Source organism: Bacillus sp. K2I17 (assembly GCF_002209985.1).
Lineage (GTDB): Bacteria > Bacillota > Bacilli > Bacillales > Bacillaceae_G > Bacillus_A > Bacillus_A wiedmannii.
The window spans coordinates 98,240-123,728 of the sequence record NZ_NJGF01000010.1; the positions used below are offsets into that span (position 1 = coordinate 98,240).

Consider the following 25,489-nt stretch of genomic DNA (forward strand, 5'->3'; position numbering starts at 1 on the left):
AGGAATTTCATGCTTAAAATGAAAAAGCTGTTTACCTTAATCGTATTCTCATGTTTATTCGTACTTGTCGTTGCCGGATGTGGAAGTAAAAAAGATGAGGCGAAAGAAACGAATACGAAGCAAGGTGGGGCTGTTGAGCAAATTAAAAAGCGCGGGAAACTAGTAGTTGGGGTGAAGAATGATACGAACTTATTTGGATTAAAAAATCCTTCCACTGGGCAGGTAGAAGGATTTGATGTTGATGTCGCGAAAGCACTTGCGAAAAAAATTCTCGGAGATGAAAAGAAACTAGAATTAAAAGAAGTAACATCTAAAACGCGTATTCCACTATTGAAAAACGGTGATATTGATGCAATTATCGCAACAATGACAATTACAGAAGAACGTAAAAAAGAAGTGGATTTTTCAGATGTATATTTTAAAGCGGGGCAATCGTTACTTGTGAAAAAAGGGAGCGATATTAAAAGTATTGATGATGTGAAAAAGGGTGTGAAAGTGTTAGCTGTAAAAGGTTCAACGTCTACAAATAATATTCGTCAAAAGTCACCAGAAGCGACTGTATTAGAATTTGAAAATTACAGTGAGGCATTTACGGCGTTAAAAGCGGGGAAAGGCGATGTTTTAACGACAGATAATGCAATTCTTTACGGCATGGCAAAACAAGATTCAAATTATGAAGTTGTAGGGAAAATTTTTACGGATGAACCGTACGGAATTGCAGTGCAAAAAGGTGCAGATGATTTGACGAAAGAGATTAATAGCTTACTAAAAGATATGAAAGCGAATGGGGAATACGATAAATTGTATGAAAAATGGATTGGACAAAAACAAGAGAAGTAAAGTGAAACTTTAATTAGTGGGGCTTTATTTCTAGTGAATAGTAACAGTGAGAGGATGAGGGATGCTCATCCTCTTCTTGTAAAGAAAGAGGGGAGAATATGTGCCTGATTTTTCTATATTAACGAATAACATTGATATGTATTTAGAAGGCTTTAAGTATACAGTTATGTCTAGTGTAATTGCATTAATAGGAAGCTTTATTTTAGGAGTAATTTTGGCTGTAATGCGTATTGCACCTATTCGTATTTTAAATTGGATAGGATCAGTTTTTGTGGAGTTTGTAAGAAATATTCCACTTGTATTAATTGCATTTATATTCTATTTTGCTTTACCTGTAATAGGAATTACTTTAAATGGGTTTGTAGCAGGAACAGTTACGCTTACCGTATATACGGCAGCGTTTATTGCGGAAGTTATTCGCGCTGGTATTTTATCAGTCGCAAAAGGTCAAATGGAAGCAGCACGTTCCTCAGGATTGACTTATACGCAAGCAATGTACCATATCGTTTTACCCCAAGCGATGAAAATCGTAATTCCTCCTCTAGGAAATCAATTTCTCAATTTAGTAAAAAACTCTTCCATACTCGGAATTATCGCTGGTACGGATTTAATGTATCAAGGAGACTTAATTTCAACGAAGACATTGGTTACGTTCGACGTCTATATATTTGTCGGGATGTTTTATTTAATATTAACAATTCCGCTCAGTATGCTAGTGCGTTATTTAGAAAAACGCTTAGCAAAGGAGGCGGTGTAAATGGATTTTAAGGGAGCAATTACAGGAGATCATATTCTGTTTTTATTAAAAGGATTACTTATAACACTAGAGGTAGCGCTCGTAGCGATTGTACTTAGCTTTATTATTGGTAGTGTAATAGGGATATTGCGGTATATGAAAATACCTATCGTCTCACAAGTATTAGGAATTATCGTTGAAGTAATTCGAAATTTACCACTACTTTTAATTATATTTTTCACGTATTTTGCACTTCCAGAAGCAGGCTTGAAATTAGAAATTATAACAGCTACAATTGTTGCTTTAACAATATTTGAAGCAGCAATGATATCTGAAATTGTTCGAAGTGGTTTATTATCTATTGAAAAAGGACAGATTGAGGCTGCAAGATCTTCAGGATTAACGTATGTTCAAGCGCTTTGGCACATTATTTTACCACAAGCATTAAGAAGAATGGTCCCGCCGCTTGTTAGTCAGTTTATTTCATTGCTGAAAGATACATCATTAGCAGTTGTTATATCACTGCCAGAGCTTATGCATAATGCTCAAATTATTAGCGGACAGAATGTGAATTATATGATTCCAACGTTTATAGTAGTAGCTTGTATGTACTTTATCATAAATTATAGTTTATCAATTTTATCGAGAAGATTAGAAATCCGTTGACCTTTACAATATATGTAAAGGTTTTTCCTTGTTTCTCCTTATTTTCCTTTAATTATAATCCAAATCTCGCGATAATTCGATTTTTTATATTGTTTTATCAGAAAAGTTTTAATTTTATATAGAAATTGTAATCGCTTTCGTGTATATTTTTATTATCAGAAAATTTTAAAAAGATATAGGGGTATCGGTAGGGGGAGGATTTAGATGCAGCAATCAACGAATGAGAAATTACATCGTACGATGAAGAGTAGACATTTATTTATGATCGCACTAGGTGGTGTAATCGGGACTGGTTTTTTCTTAGGTTCAGGTTATACCATTAATCAGGCTGGACCAGGGGGAGCCATCCTTTCATATTTAGTGGGCGGATTTATTATGTATTTAACAATGCTTTGTCTTGGAGAGTTAACGGTAGCAATGCCGGTTTCAGGTTCTTTCCAAAAGTATGCGACGAAGTTTATTGGGCCAGGAACGGGCTTTATGATTGGCTGGCTATATTGGCTTGGCTGGGCAGTGACAGTAGGACTAGAATTAACGTCAATCGGTTTAATGATGAAAAGATGGTTTCCGAATGTTGATGTTTGGGTATGGTGTCTCGTATTCGGCGTTATTCTATATGCGTCAAACGCAATTTCGGCGAAAAGTTATGCTGAATTAGAATTTTGGTTCTCTAGTATTAAAGTAGTGACAATTCTTGCGTTTGTTGTTCTTGGTGGTGGTGCATTATTAGGGTTTATATCATATGACGGAAAAGAAGCAGCACCTCTTTTCTCTAACTTTGTAAGCGATGGTGGATTATTCCCGAATGGACTAGCTGCCGTATTACTTACAATGATTACGGTTAACTTCTCATTCCAAGGAACAGAGTTAATCGGGATTGCAGCGGGAGAAAGTGAAAATCCAGAAAAAACAATTCCACGTGCAATTCGTAATACAGTATGGCGCATTATGTTATTCTTCATTTTAACAATGACGATTTTAGTAGGATTAATTTCTTGGAAAGAAGCAGGGGTAATTGAAAGTCCATTCGTAGTCGTATTTGATAAAATCGGTATTCCATACGCAGCTGATATTATGAACTTCGTTATTATTACAGCGTTACTATCTGTAGCGAATTCAGGATTATATGCGGCAACTCGTATATTATGGTCACTTGCAAATGAAGGAATGGCACCAACATCGTTCCAGAAAGTAAATAAGCGTGGTATTCCAATTACAGCACTGGTTGTAACGATTGCAGTAGCTGGCCTTTCTTTATTCACAAGTTTCCTTGCAGAAGATACAGTGTACATGTACTTATTATCTATAGCTGGTTTATCAGCTGTTTCAAGTTGGATCATTATTGCTTTATCGCAACTTCGCTTTAGAAGTCAGTATATAAAAGGCGGAGGAAAGTTAGAGGACTTAAAGTATAGAACGCCGTTATATCCAATTGTTCCTATTTTAGCTTTAATTACAAATAGCATCGTTGTTATTAGTTTAGCGTTTATTCCAGAACAAAGAATGGCGTTATACTGTGGTATTCCATTTATCATTTTCTGCTATATATATTATTATATGAGTAAGAAACGGAAGAAACCGATGAAAGTGGAGATGGAAGCGAAGTATGAAAATAAAAATTAAGCATGATGGTATAGAGGCAGATTTATCGTATGGTCCATTAGCGATTGGAAAAGAAAATGGGTATTCACCGTTACAATTACTCGTTTCTTCTATCGCAGGATGTAGTGCAATTGTCTTTCAAACAATTTTAGAAAAGAAACGTATTACATACGATACGTTTACAATTGAAACGGAAATTGGTAGAAGTGAAGCTTTATCAAAACCAGTTGAAAGTGTTCATTTGCACTATAAAATTAAAGCCCAAAACATTACAAAAGAGCAATTGGACAAGGCACTACAACTTGCAGTGAAAAATTGCACGATTGTTCAATCGGTAAAAGATAGTATAAAAGTTACGGAAACAATTGAACTAATAAAGTGAAACATAAAAACGTGAGAATACGGCTCTCACGTTTTTATATTTTAGAGAGAGGAGAAAGTGTAATGGAATAATTAGACTAAAAAGCTGCTTATATATAGCAGCTTTTTCAGTCTTCATACATATGTAAAATTTCTTTCGCGCGCATACGTAAACCGTCTATCAATTCTTTCGGTTCTAAAACTTGTGCATCTTTTCCAAGTCTATAAAACAAAGGGGTAATAAAATTGATTTCTCCTTTATCAATTGTTGAATGTATATATCCTGTCTGGTCTTCGTTTACTACTACGAATTCTTCAAGGTAAGGAACGCTTTTACATTGGCGCACACCTTCTGCTGTTAATGAGACATGTAACTGGGTAGGAGTGTGTACTACGTTAGAGCTCGAGTCGAACCATTCTTCTAAATTCATGAACGTATCTTCATTTTCTTCTGTTGATAATATAGAAAGAATACGATCAACGCGATACAGTAATACTTTTTTTCTGCTGAAGTCATAGGATGGTAGGTACCATAGACCATCATGAGCGTATACACCGATAGGATGAACATGTTTTATTTTTATCCCCGATTTAGATTCGTATTGAAAGTGTAAATTTTTATTTTCAATAGCCGCAGTTAGTACTTCGTTTAAAAGAGGTGTATTAATTGTTCTCTTCGGATTCCAAAACGCGATATAAGAATGTATTTTATTAACTTTCGCTTTCGCATCATGCTGTAGAGAGCTATACAGTTTATGTGTAACAGAATTGATTTCTGTGTTAAAAGGCAAGTCTCGATAGTAACTTAAAGATTGAAAAGCAAAAAAGATGGATACTGCTTCTTCTTCGGTAAATAAAATAGGCGGAATGACTCTATTCGTTAATACTTTATATCCTCCGTTACGACCTTGTTCTGCGTAAAGGGGTAATCCCATATCACTTAAATCTAAAATATATCTATGGACAGTACGAACAGAAATGTTAAATTCATCAGCTATTTCCTGAGCTGTAAATGTTCTTTTCGCAGAAGCGAATATAAGAATGTCTAGTAAACGTTTTGCTTTTGACAACCATCTCACTCGTTTCTTTTTTAACATGACATGAATTGTCATGTTTTAAGGTTAGTATAGTGTGTATAAGGTCATTTTATCAATATACGTTGCAAGGAGGAAAAGAGATGTCACGTGAAGTTGTTTTATTTATAGCTGCTAGTTTGGATGGATATATTGCGAAAGAAAATGATGATTTAGAGTGGTTAATGGAAACCGAAGGAGAGGGAGATAACGGTTATACGGAAATGTATGAAACGATTGATACAATAATTATGGGAAAAAGAACGTACGATTATGTAGTAGAGCATACGGAAACATTCCCATACTTAGATAAAGCATGTTATGTTTTTTCTAACTCAGAAAAAGGTACGAACGGACATGTAGAGTTTGTAAATGAAGATGTAGTGGAGTTTACAAAAAGGTTAAAAGCACAGGAAGGATCTAAAATATGGATGGTCGGTGGAGGGAATTTACTGAAAGAGTTCTTTAAGAATAATCTAATTGATGAATATATCGTTACGATTACACCGCATATATTAGGTTCTGGAGTTCCGTTATTTCAAGAAAAGAATCCAGAAATTAATTTAACTTTAACGGATACGAAACGTTTTGGGCAATTTGTAAATTTATATTATAAAGTAAAATGATAAAGAAACACGACTACTATCAGTAGTCGTGTTTTTGTATAGATGGCAATGAAATGATAAAGCAAGACCCATGATCGACTTCGCTCGTTACAGTAATATTCCCGCCGTGTAGTTCTACAATTTCTTTCACGATAGATAGTCCTAAACCAGTTCCGCCTGTAGCTCGTGATCTTGCTTTATCAACTCGATAAAAACGGTCGAAAATGTGAGGGAGGTCTTCAGGCGGAATACCTTCGCCTTCATCTTCAATTGTAATGGAAATACGTTTATGTCCTTCTGTAACAGAAATATTTATATGAGAATGCTCTTGTGAATGTCTATAAGCGTTATTTAAAATGTTTACTACAACTTGTTCAAATCGCTGTTCATCTAAGTTTATTAGCAGTGTAGGAGGACAAGAGAAAGAAACTTTAATGTATCTTTCTTTATACATGGCATTTACTTTTTCGGCTATGCGAGTAAGGAAGGTGTGTAAATATACTTCCTTTACTTGAATAGAAAAGTTATGTTGTTCCATTTGTGCAAGTGAAAATAAATCTTGAACTAAGTTCGTAATATAATCAGACTCATCTTTTATAATAGATAAATATCGCAAACGTTGCTCAGGAGATGTGTTTTCCTTTAAAGCAATGTCAGCATAACCTCTTACGTATGTTAGCGGCGTTCGTAATTCATGAGCAACACTCGCTAGAAATTCACTTCGCTCTGTTTTCATATAATGTAAATCATTAGCAAGCGTTTGAATAGATGAGGTTAGTTCACCAATTTCATCATTTCGAGTAGTCGTTAATGAAACAGATAAATCGCCTTTACTCATTTTTTCAGTGGCATGTTTCATGTGTAACAATGGTTTTGTTAACAACCGTGATAAGAGAAAGATGGTGATGGCTGTTAATAGAAACGTAATGACTCCGGCAATAATGAATTGTCTTGTTAGTCCGTTAACCATTTCCTCGATTGATTCCGTTCCGAGAAACATATATACGTAGCCTTCCGTTTTTCCTGCCACTATAATGGGGCTAACTGTACATATATAATTAGATGTTTTCCAATGATTCTCTATAATTGCTCCGTCATGATCTGTCCGTGTTTGCATCTTTTCAATATGCTTTTTTATCGTAGTAGTTATTTCGTTGGATTTAGCTAGCACATCCTTATTGGCATTTGTAATAACGACAGTGGTTTCGGCTTCAGATTCCATTAGGGCAACATGGGAGATTGTTTGCTTATCAAAATACTTTTCAAGGACATCTCGGTGACTATTTCCACGCTTTAATAAAGCTGTCATTTCTTCATTTACTCTATTGTTGACAAGGCTATAATAAAGCAAGACAAATAGAACACTTTCAATTAAAAGTGTAACAATTAAAAAATAAAATCCGAGTTGAATAGATATTCGCTTCATCGTTTTGCTCCTTAATCTAGAGTATCAACCCATCGATACCCGACTCCGTAAACAGTTTTTAAATGATGATCAATAGGGAAATTTACTTTTCGTAATTTATCACGCAAATTACGAATATGTGAATCGACTGTTCTATCTTCTGTATTTGTATTTAGTCCCCAAATTCGTTCAATGAGCTGATCGCGGCTTAATACGTAGTTCACATGACGTAAAAATAACCCGAGTAAAGAGAATTCGATTGGAGTGAGAAGAAGTTCTTCATTATAGACAGAAACGAAATGCTTTGCCTCATCCCATAAAATGCCGTGATATTGGATTTGCGCGTGTTGATTCGTTCGCCTTAAAACAGCTTCAATTCTTGCGAAAAGCTCTTCTTCATGGAAAGGTTTCGTTACGTAATCATCCGCTCCAAGTTTTAACCCTTGGATGACATCTACCGTTTGATCACGAGCTGTTACCATAATGATAGGAACGTTACTAAAGGATCGAATTCTTTTGCACGTTTCCCATCCATCGATCTTTGGCATCATAATATCGAGTAAAACAAATTTGAAATTTCGATTTTCTATATGTGAAATAGCTTCTTCCCCGGACACTGCACATACGCAGTTATATCCGATTGGAGTAAGATAAAGCGTTAATAATTCAAGCATTCTCGGCTCATCATCTACGAGTAGTATATCGACCATAGAGTACCTCCGCATTTGTAGTTATTACTTAAATTGTAAGTTAAAATCATGAAGAAATGGTGCAGATTATCATGCATCTGCATAATTTCTTCAGAATTGCTTGTTATTGTAAAGTTGAAATTCCATTTTAGGTAATCATATTGGCTCGAAAACGATTCATATGGAGGCGGTATAGTGAAAAAGATGACCCGAATCTTTGGGATAACAATAATTACAGCAGTTGGTCTTGCTGCATGTGGACAAACGAACACGGATCATAAAAACCATGAATCTAAAGAAGAGAAAAAAACAGAGCAAACGGAAATGAAAATGAATCAGGAGGTAACTGCGCCGAAAGAAATGAACGAAGGTGCATCGAATGATTTATTAACGACAAGTTTAAAAAATGTAACGAGATTAAACACAAACGATCCTTTGCAAATGGCAGTAGTAACTTCGCAAACGATATGGCCAGCAACGCATAAAGAGAATCAGCCAGGCGCTGTTATTTTAGTGCCAGTAAACGAGTGGCAATTAGGTATTGCGAGTGCGGATCTTATTCACCATCCGAATAACGGTCCAATTTTATTTATAGAAAAAGAAAAGGTACCCGAAATGACGTTAAAAGAAATAAAACGATTAAATCCGCTCGGAACGAAAGATGGAACACAAATTATGGTGATGGGGGATGTAGGTCCATCTATCCTTGAGCAATTAAAAGCATATAAAGTAAAGCAAATAAAAGAAACGGATCCAGCTATATTTGCTAAAGATGTGGATAAAGAATATGCCGATATAACAGGAAGTTATCCAAATAGTGTTATTATCGGTTCGTCTGAAGAAGAAGGGCGTTTATACACAACACCAGCTGTAAACTGGATTTCTCATATGCCAGAACCGCTTTTATATACAGAAAAAGATAAGGTGCCAGAAGCGACGATAGAGGCATTAAAAATGAGAAAAGATAAAGCGAATATATATGTATTAGGACCAGAAAAAATCATTTCAAAAGCAGTAGCAAAAGAGTTAAGTAAATACGGAAAAGTAACGCGTATTAGTGGAGAGACTCCAACAGAAAATTCGGTTGCATTTGCGAAGTTTAAAGATGAAAAAACGAAATTTGGCTGGGGGTTCACAAAACCAGGTCACGGTTTATCATTTGTTTCAAGCAAAACACCAGATTTAGCAGTTGCAGGAGCACCATTTTCACATATGGGTAAACACGCACCTATTGTATTGTTAGAAGAAGGGAAAGCTTCACAACCAGTCTATGACTTCCTTGCTAGTATTCAGCCGAGGTTTAAAGATGACCCAACGCTTGGACCGTATAACCACGGCTTCTTATTAGGAAGTACGAATGATATTTCATTTGAAACACAAGGTATATTGGATGAGAGGCTAGAGATTGTTCAAGAAAGTGGTCAAGGGCACGGTGGACATTAATAAAGTGAGTAAAGGCGCTGCTAAGGTAGCGTCTTTTTCTTTAGGAAACTTTTACATAGCAAAAATCTCTCTACTCGTTATATAATAGCCTTCGTGCAGTCGGCCTAGATTTTCTTATGGAGAAAATCAAATGATAAAAGAGTAGAGGAGTGGTATTTTGTTTCAAACGATAAAAAATGACTGGTTCTCCAATGTGAGAGGAGACGTGCTATCGGGAATTGTCGTTGCTTTAGCGTTAATTCCTGAAGCGATTGCTTTCTCAGTTATTGCAGGCGTGGACCCGACCGTTGGGTTATACGCAGCCTTTTGTATTGCAGTTACCATTTCATTTGTTGGCGGACGAACTGGGATGATTTCAGCTGCAACAGGTGCAATGGCATTATTAATGGTCACGCTCGTTAAGGATCATGGTTTGCAATACTTATTTGCTACAACAATATTAACCGGTATTGTCCAAATTATTTTTGGCGTGTTCAAACTGAGCTCATTTATGAAGTTTGTACCTAAATCTGTTATGAGTGGTTTTTTAAATTCACTTGGAATTTTAGTTTTTACAGCGCAATTACCACATTTTAAAAATGCAACTTGGCAAATGTATGCACTTGTCGCATTAGGACTTGTAATTATATATGTATTTCCACGTATTACGACAGCTGTACCGTCTACACTTATTTCCATTATTATTGTGACAAGTATTGCACTTATGAGCGGATTACAGTTAAAAACAGTAGGGGATATGGGAAGCTTGCCGAAAGAATTACCGTTCTTTAGCATGCCTGACGTGCCTTTTACACTTGAGACATTAGGGATTATTTTACCGTACGCAGTTATGCTTGCAATTATCGGTTTACTAGAGTCTTTATTAACAGCTTCAGTTTTAGATGATATGACGCATACGGAAAGTAATAAACATAAAGAGGCACGTGGTCAAGGTATCGCAAACATTGTCGCTGGTTTCTTCGGAGGAATGGCAGGATGTGCAATGATTGGACAATCTGTTATTAATATTAAATCAGGTGGACGAGGTCGTTTATCAACATTTGTAGCGGGTGGATTTCTAATCGTATTACTGTTCGTTTTAGGTGACTATGTCGTTCATATTCCAATGGCAGCTTTAGTTGCAGTTATGATTATGGTTTCAATTGGAACATTTGATTGGAACTCTGTGACAACGATTCATAAAGTACCAAAAGGGAATGCATTGGTTATGATCGTAACAGTTGTGATTGTCCTAATTACACATAATTTAGCATTAGGTGTAATTATCGGAACAGTAATTAGTGCGGTTTTATTTGCATTCAATATGGCAAAGATTCACGTGAAACATTTATATATTGAAAATAAGAAAATATACGAAATTCATGGTCAACTTTTCTTCGCATCTACAGCAGACTTTATAAATAATTTTTCATTCAATGAAGATGTAAAAGAAATTGAGTTGAACTTTACTTATGCGCATATATGGGATGATTCAGCAGTAGCCGCAATTGATAAAGTGATTATGAAGTATGAACAAAGTGACGTGAAAGTAAGTATAACGGGATTAAATGAACGAAGCTCGAAAATTATTTCAAATTTAGCTACTTATAATAAAAGAATTGCAAGTTAGAAGCCTCCTTTTTAGGGGGCTTTAATATATAATACGAGTAGGATAACGAAAAGGGGATTCAGCATATGTACAAACAAATTATATTAGCATGTGATGGTTCTGAACATGCACTTCGAGCAGCGGAACATGCAACATATATTGCGAAATGTAGCGAAGAAACAAATGTTGAAGTTGTGTACGTAGTAGATAATAGAACGGCAAAATCAGATATTATACAAGGCCAAACAGATTTAGAAACAATATCGGCTAGTCGAAAAGATAAATTAAAAGAGATTGAAGGTTTATTAAAGAAAGAGAACATTTCTTATACAATTACGATATTACATGGCGATCCAGGAGATACGATTGTTCAATATGTAAATACAGGGGATATAGATCTCGTTATCGCTGGCAGTAGAGGGTTAAATACATTGCAAGAGATGGTACTTGGTAGTGTCAGTCATAAAATAGCAAAGCGTGTAAAATGCCCGGTGATGATTATAAAGTAAATTGAATGAGATATTTTGTAGTGTAAGCAAGACCTTGATGTAATTCGAGGTCTTTTTTGACGTATAAAGGGAGAGAGCTTGGACATACTAAATATATAAGTTTAAAGGGAAATTATTAACTTACAAATTTGTAAGTTAGTTGTTAGTAAAATCGATGTTATGAAAATTTTCCCATTGGTAAAATAAGAGTATCAAAGGGGAGATAGGGAGGATGGAAGCAATGAAATCATTTCAAAATTTATCATACAGTCAAGGGGTAAGCTTAATTTGTTTAGGAGGATTTGCTGCATCTGTTACGTTAGCTGTTGTAATAAAGATGATTCATCAAATCTTTTAATCTTACAGTAGGAAAGGAATTGGTTGTTATTAATAGCGAGATAAGGGTTATAAATAAAAAATAGCTCCTAGCATGTACCTCAGTGCTAGGAGCTATTTTCTTATTTCTCTGTTTCTGCTTTATCGCTTGTTACGCTAACTTTACCCCATTTGTATTGATCTTCTGGTGTATATTTATAATCTTTTACGCGATTATTTACACCTTTTAAATCAAATTTATAATGAAGTGGAATTAATGGTACTTCATCATGAACTAATTTTTGCCATTTATCGTATACATCTTTACGGTACTTTTCATCAGCAGCTTCTGGAGAAATACCTTGTTTTAATAATTCTGTGTTTTTTTCAGTAGCCCAACGTGGGTAATTGAACGCTGCATCTTTAGCCCAAATACCAGAAGGATCTGGGTCAGATCCAGTTCCCCAAGCTGCCGCGAAAAGATCAACTTTTGGATCATCTTTTTTAATCATATCGTAGAATGAGTTAAATTCATGTAAGCGACCATCAAGAAGCTCTACTTTTAGGCCGATGTCTTTCCAAGATTGAATAAAGAATTTTGCAAGTGGTTCACTTACATCGCTACCACTCATTGATAAGAAATTAGCTTTAAATTCTTTACCATTAGGATCTTCACGGAATCCATCTCCGTTCGTATCTTTATAGCCAGCTTCATCTAATAATTTTTTAGCTTTCTCTATATCTTTATCATAGGCACCAGCTTTATTGTTATGATATTTTGGTAGAGATGGTGGGATTGGTGAGTTAGCCGGATAACGTAGGCCGTGATATAATTTTTCACCAATTTCTTTTCGATCGATAGCATACGCCATTGCTTGACGTACACGAACATCTTTAAATTTCTCCTTATCCATTACTACTTCTTCTTTTTCTTTATCCATATGGCCTAATTTAAAACCGATATAGCTATAGTATAAATCAGTTTTACCGACTAATTGTGCATTTTTTAATGTACTTACATTTGGATATTGATCTGCACTTACTTCAGCAATGTCAATATCACCATTTTTTAAGGACGCGTTAACAACGGAAGGGTTAACAACTTTTAAAACCATACTTTTTAGTTTTGGTTTTCCGCCATAATAGTCATCAAAACGTTCAAATTCAACGGATTCTCCAGGAGTGATTTTCTTCACTTTAAAAGGTCCGAAACCAATTGGATTTTTACGAATTTTATCAGATTCTGCTAATTTATCGATTGGTACATCTCCTAAATATTTCTTATGAAGAGGGTATGTCCAAAGTCCAGTTTTCACTGAAGGGTTTGGTGTTTTAAACGTAATCGAAATTGTTTTTGGATCAGTTACCTTTATACCTGAAATTTTTTCGGCTTTTCCATTATGGTAATCTTCCATACCTTCAATCATTTGCATTTGAGTGTCATAGCGCGAACCAGCATATTGTTTGTTACCAATCACTAGATAAGAGTATTCTAAATCCTCAGCAGTAACAGGATTTCCATCATGCCATTTTACATTATCTTTAATTTTTAGTGTAATTGTCTTTTTATCTTTAGAAATTTCATATGTAGCAGCGCCATCATTCGTGTATTCCCAGTTTTCGTCATTTGATAATAAAGATTCATCGAAAATTGTAATGACTTGGTTATCGGGATCTCCTTCATATACAGCGAAGTTCAAAAGTCCTTCAAATGGTGTGTTAGAAACAAGACCATATGTTAATGAACCATCTTTAATTTCCTTTTTATCATTTTTAACAGATGCACTAAATTTATTTGTATCTACTTTTTTTGTGCTGCTCGTTTTTTCACTACCACCACTGCCCCCACATGCTGAAAGTAGTAATGTTGAAACTGCAAGTGTACTTAATACTTTGAAAAACTTTGGCTTATTTGTCATTTCTTCCACCCCTTATCCTTTTCTTTGTCTTGCGTCGGCCGAACGGCGTAGCGCTTGACCAATAAAATTTATACACAGCATCAATGTTAAAATCATGATTGATGCGGGTAACCAAATCCACCACTTCTCTTGTAATACATCTGGATTTCTAGCATAACTAACAAGTGTACCAAGGCTTGGTGTACTTTCTGGTAGACCAAATCCTAAGAAGGTTAGACCAGATTCAATACCGATGTTTCCAGCAAGGTTTAATGTAACGCTAACAATGATAATGGAACTTAAGTTAGGTAGTACTTGGAAAAGAATGATCTTCCAGTTTGGTGTTCCTAAAGTTTTTGATGCAGAGACATAATCGAGTTCTTTTTCAGTTAATACTTTTGAGCGAATTAATCTTGCCTTTCCTGTCCATAAGAACACGCTCATAATTAAAATGAAAGTGAAGATATTGAATGTAGGAACAAGTGTAATAAATACAATTACAAGCATTAAAAATGGTAAAACCATAACAAAGTCGATAATGCGCATAATGATATTATCAATTGCTCCTCCAAAATAACCGGCAATTAATCCAATTGAAAGGCCAATTACACAAGAAAGAATAGTAATTGCTAATCCAATTGTAAAGGAGTTACGTGTACCAATAATAAGTTGGCCGAAAATGTCGCGTCCTCCGTAATCTGTTCCTAACCAATGTTCAGCAGAGGGAGGAGCATAAATAGCGAATAAATCAACTCGTACAATATCTTCTTGTTTCATAATAAAAGATGTTGCGTAGACTGCTAGTAATAAGATTGCTAGGAAAATAAGTGAAAACATTGCTAATTTATCTTTACGAAGTTCTCGCCACATAATAGAGAAACCAGAAGGGCTTTTTTCGTAATGAATAACTTCAGTTTGTTTTTCAGGGTTTGCTAACATAACGTCATCTCCTTTCTTTAATCAATACGAATACGTGGATCGACGATGCTTAGAATAATATCTGAAAGGAGAGTTCCAAGTAACGTTGCAAATCCAGTAAACATAACGAGTGCAGTTATTACACTAAAATCACGCTGAGAGATAGATTGTATAAATAGTTGTCCAATTCCTGGATAGCTAAAAATACTTTCTAAAAAGATGGCACCGCCAACTAATCCTGTAATTTCATAGCCTAAGAAGGCTGCAATTGGTAAGAATGAATTTCGTAAAATATGTCTAGAATAGATTTTTGATTCTGGAACACCCTTTGCTCTTACTGTACGCACAAAATCTTTATGTTTCGTATCAATAATTTCGCTTCGTAAATATTGAACCGTACCAACTGTCGCAATTAATGCACCAGATAAAGCTGGTAATAGCATGTGATTCAATTTGCTTAAATAGTAAGCAAATGTACCTGTTGCAACTTGAGGATCAACGCTACCGCCGGTTGGGAATATTGCAAACTTAAATCCGAATAGGAAGAGCATAATTAATGCAAATATAAATAGTGGTGTAGCAAAACCTAGATAGTTGTAAATGGTAATGAGTCGATCAGCCCATGTATCATTCCACCGCCCACTTATAACTCCTAGTGGTATGGCAATTAAATAGGTAAGGATAAGAATAACAAGTGCTAAAGATACTGTATTTCCAAGTCGTTCTCCAATTAAATCGGTTACTTTCATTTTATGTGCATAGGAAATACCGAAGTCACCTTGGGCTGCATTTTTAATCCAGCGAACATATTGTGTTGCAACTGGGTCATTTAATCCAAGCTTTTCACGTTGTTCTTCAATCACTTTTGGATCCGCTTTTGGATTCATTGCTCTGCCGGTTAAGGCATCGCCTGGCATTGCCTTAGCTAATAGAAAGACAAGTACACTTAACACGAATAATTGCGGGATCATCACTAAAAATCTCCGTAATATAAACTTCCACATGTTTTATCACTCCCTTATGGTAATGCCACCCGGTGCGTTGGCGAGATTGCTTTTAAGTCATAAGCACGACCGTTTTCATTGAAATAATTTTCGTATGATTTCTCGTATTCAGAGCTTACTTGTTGACGGAGCTTACGCTGTCTCTCTCTGTTTTCAGGACGAATATCAGGAATTGCTGATATTAGGCGCTTCGTATAAATATGTTGCGGATTACTATAAATTTCTGCACTAGTTGCTTCTTCGACAATGCGTCCGCGATACATAACACCGATACGATCACACATATGACGAATTACACCTAAATCATGACTAATGAATAAGTATGTTAGTCCGAGCTCAGCTTGTAAATCTTGCAAGAAGTTTAATACTTGTGCTTGTACAGAGACGTCAAGCGCAGATACTGGCTCATCAGCAATAATAAGCTTCGGTTTTAATGTAAGAGCACGTGCAATACCAATCCGCTGCCTTTGCCCGCCGGAAAATTCATGTGGATATTTATAAATTGACTCTGGATTTAGACCAACTTTATCAAGATATTCTTGAACCGCTCTACGTTCTTCATCAGGTGAGAGCTTCTCAAAATTTCGAAGAGGCTCAGCAATAATGTCGAGAACACGTTTCTTCGGATTTAATGATGAATAAGGATCTTGGAAAATCATTTGAATATCTTTTCGTTGTTCACGTAGCTCGGAGCGACTTAATTTTGTTAAATCTCTATTATTAAAATGAATGCTACCCTCTGTTGCTTTCGTTAAATGCATAATTGCTTTACCCGTTGTTGATTTGCCACTTCCAGATTCACCAACGATCCCGTATGTTTCACCCGGTTGTAATTCAAAACTTACACCATCGACAGCACGCACGTAATCTAATGTGCGGCCGAAGAAACCACCTTTAATTGGAAAATGTACTTTTAAATCTTCTACTTTAAGCAGTGCCATGAGCTACGTCATCTCCTTTCTTATCTTGGAAGTTGAAATGCTTGTAGCAAGTACAACGTACCCAATGGTCTGGTTTTACTTCATGTAAAATTGGATTTTCCTCGTGTTGATCAGGTCTAATCCATGGAATTCGAGCTTGGAAGCGACAACCTGTGCGAGGAAGCTTCGCTAACGAAGGAACGACCCCTTGAATTACATGCAATTTTTCTTTTTCACCATACGCAGATGGAATGGAGTTTAATAGAGAACGAGTATATGGGTGAAGAGGGTTGTTAAAAATCTCTTCAACTTTTCCTGTCTCTACAACTTGTCCAGCGTACATAACGACGATACGATCTGCTGTTTCTGCGACAACACTTAAATCATGAGTAATTAAAATGATGCCCATTTTCGTTTGTTCTTGAATAGATTTTAGTAAGTCTAAAATTTGTGCTTGGATGGTTACGTCAAGAGCCGTTGTTGGCTCATCCGCAATAATGAGTGCTGGGTTACAAGCAATTGCAATTGCGATAACAATTCTTTGTCTCATTCCGCCAGATAATTCGTGTGGGTATTGTTTATATGTAAGTTCTGGTTTTGGAATACCAACTTGATGAAGTAGTTCTAAGGTGCGTTCTTTTTTTTCAACTTTTGAAAGGCTTGTGTGGTAGTCTAAGTTTTCTTCGATTTGTTTTCCAACTGTCATAAGAGGATCGAGTGCTGTAAGAGGTTCTTGGAAAATCATACCGATGTTTGATCCGCGTACTTTATTCATCTCTGCGGCTGACATAGTTAGTAGATCCTTATCTTTATAGTTAAGCTGCCCTTGTAATTTTGTATTTGCTTCATTATGCAGTCGCATAATAGAAAGGGCAAGTGCACTTTTTCCGCAACCTGATTCACCAACTATCGCGACAATTTCATTTTCATGGACAGTTAACGAAACATCATCAACTGCGGCATGATAGTGATCTTGTATGCGAAAGGAAGTCTGTAAGTTTTCAATGCGAAGAAGTGGATTCTTCATGGCTATCCCTCCATCTTTTCTGAAAAGACTAAATATTTTGTATGTTGTTGTTATTTTAATATAAATTGACAATGTTTGACAAGCATAAGTTGAGAAAATATTCAAAAATCTTTTTATACAGAGATTGAATGCTGTTATATAAGGGATTGAAGTTAGTTGAAAACGCTAACATATAAAAAGAGGAGAATAAATCTTTTGTAAGAAAAAAGATTTATATGTAGAAAAAAGAGAGGTGTTCTGGAAAGAACAGCCTCTCTTTTTTTGATAAGAATAATATTAGTACTTAAGCTTGTTTTGGTTTTGCAGATCCTGTCTTTAAAGTAAGAGCAAGGAAGAACATTGCAAGTACACAAGATACAAGTAATAAGATGAATCCGCCATCCCATCCGAATGCATCTACGATAAAGCCCATAGCTGCGCTAGCAAAAGTAGCTCCACCTAGGTAACCGAAGAACCCAGTTAAACCAGCGGCAGTTCCAGCAGCTTTTTTTGGTGCTAAGTCTAGTGCGTGTAGGCCGATTAACATAACAGGTCCGTAAATTAAAAATCCAATCGCGACAAGTGCGATACTATCAACCATTGGATTACCAGGAGGGTTTAGCCAGTAAACAAGAACGGCGATAAATACACCAACCATAAATAAAATACCAGCAGGTGCGCGGCGCCCTTTAAATAGTTTATCACTCATCCATCCGCAAAGAAGTGTACCTGGAATACCAGCCCATTCATATAGAGCGTAAGCTGTACGGGAGCTACTATGAGTGAAACTTTTTTCCTCTACTAAATAGGTAGGAGCCCAGTCTACAACGCCGTAACGTACGAAATAAACGAAAACGTTCGCGATAGCGATGTACCATAAAAATTTATTGTTTAGTACGTATTTAAATAAAATTTCTTTTACTGAAAGTTCGCGTTCTCGATCTTTTACTTTTTCATCTGATGGATATTCTCCAGTATGTTCTTCGATAGAAGGTAATCCACAAGATTGAGGTGTATCTCTCATCGTAATTAATACATAAATACCAACTAAAATTGAAAGAATACCTGGGAAGTAAAAAATACTCTTCCAGTCATTTGCGAAGAAGTATAAGCCTAATGTCACAAGAGAAGGCATAAGCGCGCCACCGACATTATGAGCAACGTTCCAAATAGACATTTTTGTACCACGTTCACTAATAGAGAACCAGTGAACCATCGTACGACCACAAGGAGGCCATCCCATACCTTGTACCCATCCATTTAAAAACTGAAGGACAAACATAAGTATAATGCTCGTTGTAATGAAAGAAAATGAGCCGAAAATAATATTAATGATACCTGATAAAAATAGCCCAGCTGCTAAAAAGTAGCGAGGATTACAACGGTCGGATACGATACCCATAAGAAATTTACTTAATCCGTAAGCGATAGATACTGCTGAAAGGATAACCCCAAGTTCCCCTTTACTAAAGCCTTGTTCGATTAAGTATGGCATCGCTAGTGAAAAGTTTTTTCGAACAAAGTAGTAACCTGCGTAGCCGATGAAGATACCTAAGAATACTTGTAAACGTAATTTACGGTATTCGCTATCAACGCGATCAGCTGGTAAGCGTTCCGCGTGGGGCGCAGGCTTAAATAATTGTGTGAAAAACATAAAATGAAAATCCTCCCCTAATGAATTCGAAATGTTGTAAGTCAGAGAGAATATAAAAAGGCCATGAAATATAAAAAAGTTTCCTTTTTTATGATTCATAGCCGTATACTCCGATTCTCCGTGACTGTCAATATTAACTTCGTCGAAAATTATACAACTTTGTGACAGAAATGTAAACGTTTTTATAAATAAAAAGTGTTGACGGATTTTGTTTGTGGGATTAATATTTAAATACGTTAAATATTTTATTGCTTAAATAAGAGGTGGATAACATGCCAAATGATATGACGCATATCGATAAAATTCAAGCTCTTGCCTTTTCGATTGGAAAGAAAATGCAGACGGAGTTATTAGAACAAATGCAAGCAACAGGACTTACACCACCGCAGTTTTATATTTTAAAGATTTTAGATCATTACGGTGCTTCAAGAGCGACAAAATTAGCAAAAAAGATGTATGTAAAGCCTAGTGCAATTACAGTGATGATTGATCGCCTAATTGACCAAGAGCTTGTAGAACGCTATCACGACAAAGATGACCGTCGTGTTGTCATCATTGAGTTAACAAAAAAGGGGAAAGCTAGAGTAGAAGAGGCAATGACCGCTCGTAATGAGCATATTGCAAAATATTTCTCACATTTAGAATTACAAGAAAGAGAAGATTTGTTACGCCTCTTTGAGAAGTTAGAAACAATTATTTGCGGGACACAAGAGAAAAAAGAGAATAACTAAGAGGAATTGAGGAGATTACATGGAGCAACAAGAAAACATAAATAGAAAGTTGCTGTTAATTGGTTTAATAATCGCAATGCTATTTGCTGCATTAGATGGAACGATTGTTGGTACAGCAATGCCGCGTATCGTCGGTGAACTAGGCGGATTAAGTTTAATGACGTGGTTAACAACAGCTTATATGTTAACATCAACGACAGTTGTACCAATTGCAGGTAAATTAGCGGATTTACTTGGCCGTCGTAACGTATATATTACAGGACTAGTTATCTTTATGGTTGGTTCGGCGTTATGTGGTATGGCAAATGGTATGACAGAATTAATTATTTTCCGTGGTATTCAAGGTCTTGGTGGCGGTATTATGATGCCAATGGCTATGATTATTATCGGAGATATGTTTACGGGAAAAGAACGTGCGAAATGGCAAGGTATTTTTGGTGCGTTATACGGTCTTGCTTCTGTAATTGGACCACAAGTGGGTGGTTGGATTGTAGACGCAGTGAACTGGAGATGGGTATTCTACATTAACTTACCAGTTGGTATTTTAGCAACAATCTTTATTGCAATGGGATTAAAGTCACATAAACAAACAGGACCGATCAAGATTGATATTGCTGGAATCTTTACGATGATTCTCGGTGTTGTAAGTTTATTACTTGCATTAACGTTTGGCGGAAAAGATTATCCATGGGATTCTTGGCAAATTATCGGTTTATTTGCATTAGCTCTAATTGGTATTATTAGCTTTGTTATCGTTGAAACGAAAGCAGAAGAACCGATTTTACCGATGCATTTCTTTAAAAATCGCACGTTTACAATACTGAATGCGATTGGTTTCTTTATGAGTATCGGAATGTTCGGTGCGATTATGTTCGTACCATTCTTCATGCAAGGAATTGTAGGAGTAAGTGCTGCTGAATCAGGAACAATTATGACACCGATGATGATTACAATGATAGTGATGAGTATTATCGGTGGTCAACTTGTATTAAAAGTTGGTGTGAAACCACAAATTATTACAGGGATGCTTATTATGGCTGGTGGTTTCTGGTTATTAACAACGATGGATATGCACACGACTAAACTTACTGCTACTTTCTATATGAGTATTATCGGTTTAGGAATGGGTCTTGTTATGCCGACATTAACATTAGCGTTACAAGAAAGTTTCCCGAAAAAAGATCTTGGAGTCGTAACATCATCAAGTCAGTTCTTCCGTCAAATCGGTGGAACATTTGGTATTACAATTTTAGGGTCAATCATGAATAACACTTCAGGTACAACATTAACAAATAAATTAGTACCTGTATTAGATACGTTCCCGAAAGAAGCGGGCCAAATGGTAACGAAATTTAAAGATATGATTCACACAGATCCACAAGGTTTATATTCGATGCTATTTAGTCCAGAGGCATTAAAACAAATGCCAGAAGCATTCGCTAACAGCATTGTACCAATCTTGAAAAACTCTTTAGTAGACTCACTTCATACTGTATTCTTAACAGGATTAGTATTTATCGTAGTAGGCGCTATCTTTACGATTTTCTTACAGAAGATTAAACTGTCAGATCGTAAAAAAGATGCTGAAGAGCCAGCTACAGAGGAAAAAGAACAAACTGTATCCTATTCGTAATGAAAAAGCATCGCCTTATGGCGGTGCTTTTTTTGAGTATAACCTTAAAAGCTTTTTCATGAGAAATGATTGACGTATTTCTAGAAATACGTTATATTGTTTTCTGTAAACGGTTACATGAGATGGAGAGGAAAGAGAATGAGTACGATTAAAGACGTTGCGAAATTAGCGGGAGTATCTGTGGCGACCGTTTCCAGAGTGTTAAATAAAAATGGATATGTTCATGAAGATACATTAAAGAAAGTAGAACGAGCGATTGAGATGCTAGATTATAAACCTAGTACAGTAGCGCGTTCATTGTATAATAAAAAATCACGTTTAATTGGCTTAGTTGTTCCAAATATCGTGAATCCATTCTTTCCAGAAGTTGCACGTGCCGTAGAAGATGTAGCGCATAAACAAGGATACACAGTTGTCCTTTGTAACTCTGATGAGAGTTTAGAGAAAGAAAAGCAATATATTGATGTACTTAGGCAAAATAATGTGGATGGATTTATTGTAGCAACGAATCCACAAAATAGTGTTAATTACATGAAGTTGTCTGTTCCAGTTGTTGCAATTGACCGTATGTTTAATGAGCGTATCCCTACTGTATATGCAGATAACTATGCAGGGAGTCAGGCAGCGACAAAGCTATTAATAGATAAAGGCTGTAAACATATTGCGCATATTCGCGGACCGCGTGATGTAAGCACTGCTAATGAACGTTTTGAAGGTTTTGTAGACGTTATTACGCAAAATAATCTTTCTTATATGATTGCAGAGAGTACATTTGATCCAGCTAATAGTGAGCGTGTAACAGTGGAATTATTAGAAGAATACCCACATATTGATGGAATTGTTGCTGGAAATGATTTAATTGCAATAGGTATTGTAAAGGCTGCACTCCAAAAGGGGATTTCTATTCCAGATGATTTACAAATTATCGGATTCGATGGAATTTCTTTAACAGAAATGATGTATCCATCTATTACAACTGTTGCACAGCCAATTTATGAAATGGGGAAAATTGCAACAGAGCTGTTGTTAGAGCAGATGGAAGGAAACGTATTAGAAGAGAAACACTATCGTTTACCGATTGAAATTATAGAACGAAATACAACGAAGTAAGGAGATGAAACAGATGCCAAATATTGCAGTGGTAGGTAGTATTTCAATGGACTTAGTGGCTGTTTCAAAAAAACGTCCGAAAGCAGGAGAAACAGTAATTGGTGAAGCATTTCATACAATCCCAGGAGGGAAAGGAGCCAACCAAGCAGTTGCTGCAGCTAGATTAGGCGCAAATGTAGCGATGGTTGGAGCGGTTGGAAACGATAATTATGGAACTGTAGTTAGGAACAATTTAGAGAACGAACGCGTTTTTATCGACTATGTGGTACCGGTTACAGATACGGCGACAGGAATTGCTCATATCGTTTTAGCAGAAGAGGATAACAGTATTGTTGTCGTGCAAGGGGCAAATGCTCTTGTAAATGAGTCGGTTGTAGATCGTTCAAAAGATCTTCTTATAAAAGCAGATATGGTTGTTCTTCAACTAGAGATTCCACTTGAAACAGTAAAATATGTATTGGCTATTTGTGAGGAGCATAATATTCCAGTTATGTTAAATCCAGCGCCAGCACAAGTGTTATCAGAAGATATTTTAGAAAAGGCAACTTATATTACACCAAATGAACATGAGTGTCGCATCGTATTAGATGATTTCACGTCACCAATTGAAGATTTACTGGCTAAATATCCAAATAAACTATTGATGACAGAAGGTTCTAAAGGTGTTCGTTTCCATAATGGTACGGAGATTGTACATGTTCCTAGCATCGCTGTTGATGTAGTAGATACGACTGGAGCTGGTGATACATTCAATGGTGCATTAGCAGTCGCGCTTTCTGAAGGAGAAACACTTCAAAAAGCAATTCGTTTTGCGAATATTGCTGGTGGTCTTTCTGTAACGAGACTTGGAGCACAGGGCGGTATGCCAACGAGAGATAGAGTACGTGAAGTGCAGGTGATTGTCGGATGAAAAAGCACGGTGTATTAAACAGTGAGATTGCATCAGTCCTTGCTTCACTTGGACATACAGATACGATTGTAATCGCAGACTGCGGGTTACCAATTCCTGACGGAGTAAAACGAATTGATTTAGCTGTTGAGATTGGAAAACCTAGCTTTTTAGACGTATTGCAAGTGGTAGCTAATGATATGGCAATTGAAAAAGTAACGTTAGCAGAAGAAGTCATTAATAATAATGCGGAAGTAAATAAAGAAATCGAGCTGAAATTAATAGAGCCAGCATTTGAATATGTATCGCATGAACAATTTAAAGAGCACACGAAGAAATCGAAAGCAATTATTCGTACAGGAGAGGCTACTCCTTATGCCAATGTAATTTTACATGCAGGCGTGATTTTTTAATAAAAGGAAGTGATGGGAATGCGTATTGAAATGAAAAATATTTCAAAGGCGTTCAATGGCAATCCTGTTTTGAAGAATGCACAGTTTATGATTGAAACAGGGGAAGTCCATGCATTGATGGGGGAAAATGGAGCGGGCAAATCAACGCTCATGAAAATTTTAACAGGTGTATACAAAAAAGATGGTGGAACAATCACGATTGATGGACAAGAACGAACTTTTAAAAATGCGAAAGAAGCAGAAGAGTACGGTATTGCATTTATACATCAAGAATTGAACATATTATCGAATTTAACAGTAGCTGAAAATATGTTTCTCGGTAAAGAGTTAATGTATGGGAAGACAGGTATTTTGCGTACGCGTCAAATGAACGCGATTGCGCAGCAGCAACTAGCGGAGTTAGGGTTACATGTAAAAGGCGCTATGTTGGCAGGAGAGTTATCGGTTGGACAACAGCAAATTATCGAAATTGCGAAAGCGTTAATGACAAACGCGAGCGTTATTATTATGGATGAACCTACAGCTGCATTAACAGATCGTGAAATTGAAACGTTGTTTACTGTCATTAATAAATTACGTAAAGAAGGCGTTTCGTTCGTTTATATCTCACACCGAATGGAAGAAATTTTTTCAATATGTGATGCCATTACGATTTTACGTGATGGGGAATACGTAGGAAAGAGACTCATTCCGGAAACATCATTTGATGAAGTAGTGAGTATGATGGTGGGGCGCAGCATTGGTGAACGTTACCCAGAGCGAAATAGTCAAATTGGCGATGTCATTTTTGAGATGCGTAACGGAACGAAAAAAGGGAAGTTTGAAAATGTTTCGTTTCAAGTAAGAAAAGGTGAAATCCTTGGTGTTGCTGGCTTGATGGGAGCTGGCCGTACAGATATTATGAAAGCGATATTTGGATACGAACCTTTAGATTCTGGCCAAATTTTTATAAATGGACAAGAAGTAAAGATTGATAGTCCGATAGATGCGATTAGACAAAGAATAGCTTTTATTACAGAGGATAGAAAATCTGAAGGGTTAGTTTTAGATTTCTCAATTCGAGAAAATTTAGCTTTACCGAATTTAGAAAGTCTTTCAAAGGGAAGTGTCTTAAGTAACGAACTAGAACAACAGTTTACAGCGGATATGATGAAACTTCTTAATGTGAAAGCAGCTAGTGGAGAGCAAGCGGTGAAATCTCTTTCTGGTGGAAATCAGCAAAAGGTTGTTATTGCAAAATGGCTAGGTATCCACCCGCAGTTACTCATTTTAGATGAGCCAACAAGAGGTGTAGATGTTGGAGCGAAAAAAGAAATTTACTCTATTATGAATAAGCTTACTGAGCAAGGCGATGCCGTTATTATGGTATCATCTGAGCTTCCAGAAGTTTTAGGAATGAGTGATCGTGTTCTTGTTATTCATGAAGGAAAGGTCGGCGGCATTTTAGAGAAAGATGAGGCATCACAAGAGTCTATTATGGCACTAGCTACAGGGGGAGAGTAA

The 25,489-nt window shown here is 36.3% G+C and carries 25 protein-coding genes; 16 read left to right on the forward strand and 9 right to left on the reverse strand.

Annotated features, from left to right (window positions below; all coding sequences use genetic code 11):
* Window positions 1–9: 9 nt before the first annotated feature.
* The 5 genes from glnH (at window position 10) to CER22_RS14185 (ending at window position 4,226) form a co-directional block, all read left to right on the forward strand.
* Window positions 10–840 carry a glutamine ABC transporter substrate-binding protein GlnH gene (gene glnH, locus CER22_RS14165; protein WP_000916483.1) on the forward strand — a complete coding sequence of 277 codons (831 nt, stop codon included), beginning with the start codon at window positions 10–12 and terminating at the stop codon, window positions 838–840.
* A gap of 100 nt (window positions 841–940) precedes the next feature.
* On the forward strand, window positions 941–1,597 hold the full coding sequence (locus tag CER22_RS14170) for an amino acid ABC transporter permease (RefSeq protein ID WP_088080421.1): 657 nt from the start codon (window positions 941–943) through the stop codon (window positions 1,595–1,597).
* Window positions 1,598–2,242: an amino acid ABC transporter permease gene (locus CER22_RS14175; RefSeq protein WP_048541720.1), complete on the forward strand. Its 645-nt coding sequence runs from the start codon at window positions 1,598–1,600 to the stop codon at window positions 2,240–2,242.
* A gap of 204 nt (window positions 2,243–2,446) precedes the next feature.
* Complete coding sequence (locus tag CER22_RS14180; protein WP_088061854.1) at window positions 2,447–3,865, forward strand: amino acid permease; 1,419 nt, start codon at window positions 2,447–2,449, stop codon at window positions 3,863–3,865.
* Window positions 3,849–4,226, forward strand: a complete 378-nt coding sequence (locus CER22_RS14185) for an OsmC family protein (protein ID WP_088608971.1) — start codon at window positions 3,849–3,851, stop codon at window positions 4,224–4,226. The genes CER22_RS14180 and CER22_RS14185 overlap by 17 nt, the downstream gene beginning before the upstream one ends.
* A gap of 106 nt (window positions 4,227–4,332) precedes the next feature.
* Here the strand turns inward: CER22_RS14185 and CER22_RS14190 are convergent, their stop codons facing one another.
* A complete protein-coding gene (locus CER22_RS14190) occupies window positions 4,333–5,316 on the reverse strand; it encodes a helix-turn-helix transcriptional regulator (protein WP_179211916.1) in 984 nt (327 codons plus the stop codon).
* A 65-nt stretch (window positions 5,317–5,381) separates the two neighbouring features.
* On the opposite strand from CER22_RS14190, the gene CER22_RS14195 reads away from it, so the two are divergent.
* A complete protein-coding gene (locus CER22_RS14195; RefSeq protein ID WP_088608973.1) occupies window positions 5,382–5,903 on the forward strand; it encodes a dihydrofolate reductase family protein in 522 nt (173 codons plus the stop codon).
* Between the two features lie 19 nt (window positions 5,904–5,922).
* Here the strand turns inward: CER22_RS14195 and CER22_RS14200 are convergent, their stop codons facing one another.
* Together CER22_RS14200 and CER22_RS14205 are read right to left on the reverse strand one after the other, a co-directional pair.
* On the reverse strand, window positions 5,923–7,308 hold the full coding sequence (locus tag CER22_RS14200) for a sensor histidine kinase (RefSeq protein ID WP_088608974.1): 1,386 nt from the start codon (window positions 7,306–7,308) through the stop codon (window positions 5,923–5,925).
* An 11-nt stretch (window positions 7,309–7,319) separates the two neighbouring features.
* Window positions 7,320–7,997 (reverse strand): response regulator transcription factor, encoded by a 678-nt coding sequence (locus CER22_RS14205; RefSeq protein WP_088608975.1) that lies wholly within the window; start codon window positions 7,995–7,997, stop codon window positions 7,320–7,322.
* Between the two features lie 174 nt (window positions 7,998–8,171).
* Between CER22_RS14205 and CER22_RS14210 the strand changes: the two genes are divergently transcribed.
* The 4 genes from CER22_RS14210 to CER22_RS14225 all read left to right on the forward strand — a co-directional run bounded on the left by CER22_RS14210 (window position 8,172) and on the right by CER22_RS14225 (window position 11,853).
* Window positions 8,172–9,419, forward strand: a complete 1,248-nt coding sequence (locus CER22_RS14210; protein WP_088608976.1) for an ArsR family transcriptional regulator — start codon at window positions 8,172–8,174, stop codon at window positions 9,417–9,419.
* A gap of 157 nt (window positions 9,420–9,576) precedes the next feature.
* Window positions 9,577–11,028 (forward strand): SulP family inorganic anion transporter, encoded by a 1,452-nt coding sequence (locus tag CER22_RS14215; RefSeq protein WP_088608977.1) that lies wholly within the window; start codon window positions 9,577–9,579, stop codon window positions 11,026–11,028.
* A gap of 65 nt (window positions 11,029–11,093) precedes the next feature.
* Window positions 11,094–11,516, forward strand: a complete 423-nt coding sequence (locus CER22_RS14220; protein WP_000277998.1) for a universal stress protein — start codon at window positions 11,094–11,096, stop codon at window positions 11,514–11,516.
* 211 nt (window positions 11,517–11,727) lie between these two features.
* Entirely contained in the window at window positions 11,728–11,853 is a 126-nt protein-coding gene (locus tag CER22_RS14225; RefSeq protein WP_082181333.1) for a DUF4027 family protein, read from the forward strand.
* 100 nt (window positions 11,854–11,953) lie between these two features.
* On the opposite strand, the gene opp4A is transcribed toward CER22_RS14225, so the two are convergent.
* The 6 genes from opp4A to glpT form a co-directional block, all read right to left on the reverse strand.
* Window positions 11,954–13,729, reverse strand: a complete 1,776-nt coding sequence (opp4A, locus tag CER22_RS14230) for an oligopeptide ABC transporter substrate-binding protein (protein WP_088608978.1) — start codon at window positions 13,727–13,729, stop codon at window positions 11,954–11,956.
* Window positions 13,730–13,741: 12 nt separating this feature from the next.
* The gene (locus CER22_RS14235; protein ID WP_088061880.1) at window positions 13,742–14,647 is read right to left on the reverse strand and encodes an ABC transporter permease; all 906 of its coding nucleotides are present in this window, start codon (window positions 14,645–14,647) and stop codon (window positions 13,742–13,744) included.
* 17 nt (window positions 14,648–14,664) lie between these two features.
* The gene (opp4B, locus tag CER22_RS14240) at window positions 14,665–15,630 is read right to left on the reverse strand and encodes an oligopeptide ABC transporter permease (protein WP_088061882.1); all 966 of its coding nucleotides are present in this window, start codon (window positions 15,628–15,630) and stop codon (window positions 14,665–14,667) included.
* Between the two features lie 14 nt (window positions 15,631–15,644).
* A complete protein-coding gene (locus CER22_RS14245; protein WP_001196372.1) occupies window positions 15,645–16,571 on the reverse strand; it encodes an ABC transporter ATP-binding protein in 927 nt (308 codons plus the stop codon).
* On the reverse strand, window positions 16,558–17,577 hold the full coding sequence (locus CER22_RS14250; RefSeq protein ID WP_088608979.1) for an ABC transporter ATP-binding protein: 1,020 nt from the start codon (window positions 17,575–17,577) through the stop codon (window positions 16,558–16,560). Before CER22_RS14250 ends, CER22_RS14245 begins: the two co-directional genes overlap by 14 nt.
* Before the next feature lie 283 nt (window positions 17,578–17,860).
* Complete coding sequence (gene glpT, locus CER22_RS14255; protein ID WP_088061884.1) at window positions 17,861–19,210, reverse strand: glycerol-3-phosphate transporter; 1,350 nt, start codon at window positions 19,208–19,210, stop codon at window positions 17,861–17,863.
* Window positions 19,211–19,482: 272 nt separating this feature from the next.
* Between glpT and CER22_RS14260 the strand changes: the two genes are divergently transcribed.
* From CER22_RS14260 to rbsA, 6 genes are all read left to right on the forward strand, one after another.
* Window positions 19,483–19,941, forward strand: coding sequence for a MarR family winged helix-turn-helix transcriptional regulator (locus tag CER22_RS14260; protein ID WP_001132358.1), 459 nt, complete (start codon window positions 19,483–19,485; stop codon window positions 19,939–19,941).
* A gap of 19 nt (window positions 19,942–19,960) precedes the next feature.
* A complete protein-coding gene (locus CER22_RS14265; RefSeq protein ID WP_088608980.1) occupies window positions 19,961–21,574 on the forward strand; it encodes an MDR family MFS transporter in 1,614 nt (537 codons plus the stop codon).
* A 138-nt stretch (window positions 21,575–21,712) separates the two neighbouring features.
* Complete coding sequence (rbsR, locus tag CER22_RS14270) at window positions 21,713–22,684, forward strand: ribose operon transcriptional repressor RbsR (protein ID WP_088608981.1); 972 nt, start codon at window positions 21,713–21,715, stop codon at window positions 22,682–22,684.
* A 13-nt stretch (window positions 22,685–22,697) separates the two neighbouring features.
* Window positions 22,698–23,594 carry a ribokinase gene (gene rbsK / locus CER22_RS14275; RefSeq protein WP_088608982.1) on the forward strand — a complete coding sequence of 299 codons (897 nt, stop codon included), beginning with the start codon at window positions 22,698–22,700 and terminating at the stop codon, window positions 23,592–23,594.
* A complete protein-coding gene (gene rbsD / locus CER22_RS14280; RefSeq protein WP_088608983.1) occupies window positions 23,591–23,986 on the forward strand; it encodes a D-ribose pyranase in 396 nt (131 codons plus the stop codon). The genes rbsK and rbsD overlap by 4 nt, the downstream gene beginning before the upstream one ends.
* 18 nt (window positions 23,987–24,004) lie before the next feature.
* Window positions 24,005–25,489 carry a ribose ABC transporter ATP-binding protein RbsA gene (gene rbsA / locus CER22_RS14285; RefSeq protein ID WP_046953796.1) on the forward strand — a complete coding sequence of 495 codons (1,485 nt, stop codon included), beginning with the start codon at window positions 24,005–24,007 and terminating at the stop codon, window positions 25,487–25,489.

Bases quoted from the DNA above. Each gene is read 5' to 3' on its own strand.
- CER22_RS14225 (WP_082181333.1), top strand. From the start codon at position 11,728: ATGGAAGCAATGAAATCATTTCAAAATTTATCATACAGTCAAGGGGTA.
- CER22_RS14235 (WP_088061880.1), bottom strand. From the start codon at position 14,647: ATGTTAGCAAACCCTGAAAAACAAACTGAAGTTATTCATTACGAAAAA.
- CER22_RS14195 (WP_088608973.1), top strand. From the start codon at position 5,382: ATGTCACGTGAAGTTGTTTTATTTATAGCTGCTAGTTTGGATGGATAT.
- CER22_RS14190 (WP_179211916.1), bottom strand. From the start codon at position 5,316: ATGACAATTCATGTCATGTTAAAAAAGAAACGAGTGAGATGGTTGTCA.
- CER22_RS14175 (WP_048541720.1), top strand. From the start codon at position 1,598: ATGGATTTTAAGGGAGCAATTACAGGAGATCATATTCTGTTTTTATTA.
- opp4B (WP_088061882.1), bottom strand. From the start codon at position 15,630: ATGTGGAAGTTTATATTACGGAGATTTTTAGTGATGATCCCGCAATTA.
- CER22_RS14245 (WP_001196372.1), bottom strand. From the start codon at position 16,571: ATGGCACTGCTTAAAGTAGAAGATTTAAAAGTACATTTTCCAATTAAA.
- rbsK (WP_088608982.1), top strand. From the start codon at position 22,698: ATGCCAAATATTGCAGTGGTAGGTAGTATTTCAATGGACTTAGTGGCT.
- CER22_RS14205 (WP_088608975.1), bottom strand. From the start codon at position 7,997: ATGGTCGATATACTACTCGTAGATGATGAGCCGAGAATGCTTGAATTA.
- CER22_RS14265 (WP_088608980.1), top strand. From the start codon at position 19,961: ATGGAGCAACAAGAAAACATAAATAGAAAGTTGCTGTTAATTGGTTTA.
- rbsA (WP_046953796.1), top strand. From the start codon at position 24,005: ATGCGTATTGAAATGAAAAATATTTCAAAGGCGTTCAATGGCAATCCT.
- rbsD (WP_088608983.1), top strand. From the start codon at position 23,591: ATGAAAAAGCACGGTGTATTAAACAGTGAGATTGCATCAGTCCTTGCT.
- opp4A (WP_088608978.1), bottom strand. From the start codon at position 13,729: ATGACAAATAAGCCAAAGTTTTTCAAAGTATTAAGTACACTTGCAGTT.
- CER22_RS14180 (WP_088061854.1), top strand. From the start codon at position 2,447: ATGCAGCAATCAACGAATGAGAAATTACATCGTACGATGAAGAGTAGA.
- glnH (WP_000916483.1), top strand. From the start codon at position 10: ATGCTTAAAATGAAAAAGCTGTTTACCTTAATCGTATTCTCATGTTTA.
- CER22_RS14260 (WP_001132358.1), top strand. From the start codon at position 19,483: ATGCCAAATGATATGACGCATATCGATAAAATTCAAGCTCTTGCCTTT.
- CER22_RS14250 (WP_088608979.1), bottom strand. From the start codon at position 17,577: ATGAAGAATCCACTTCTTCGCATTGAAAACTTACAGACTTCCTTTCGC.
- CER22_RS14200 (WP_088608974.1), bottom strand. From the start codon at position 7,308: ATGAAGCGAATATCTATTCAACTCGGATTTTATTTTTTAATTGTTACA.
- glpT (WP_088061884.1), bottom strand. From the start codon at position 19,210: ATGTTTTTCACACAATTATTTAAGCCTGCGCCCCACGCGGAACGCTTA.
- CER22_RS14185 (WP_088608971.1), top strand. From the start codon at position 3,849: ATGAAAATAAAAATTAAGCATGATGGTATAGAGGCAGATTTATCGTAT.
- rbsR (WP_088608981.1), top strand. From the start codon at position 21,713: ATGAGTACGATTAAAGACGTTGCGAAATTAGCGGGAGTATCTGTGGCG.
- CER22_RS14220 (WP_000277998.1), top strand. From the start codon at position 11,094: ATGTACAAACAAATTATATTAGCATGTGATGGTTCTGAACATGCACTT.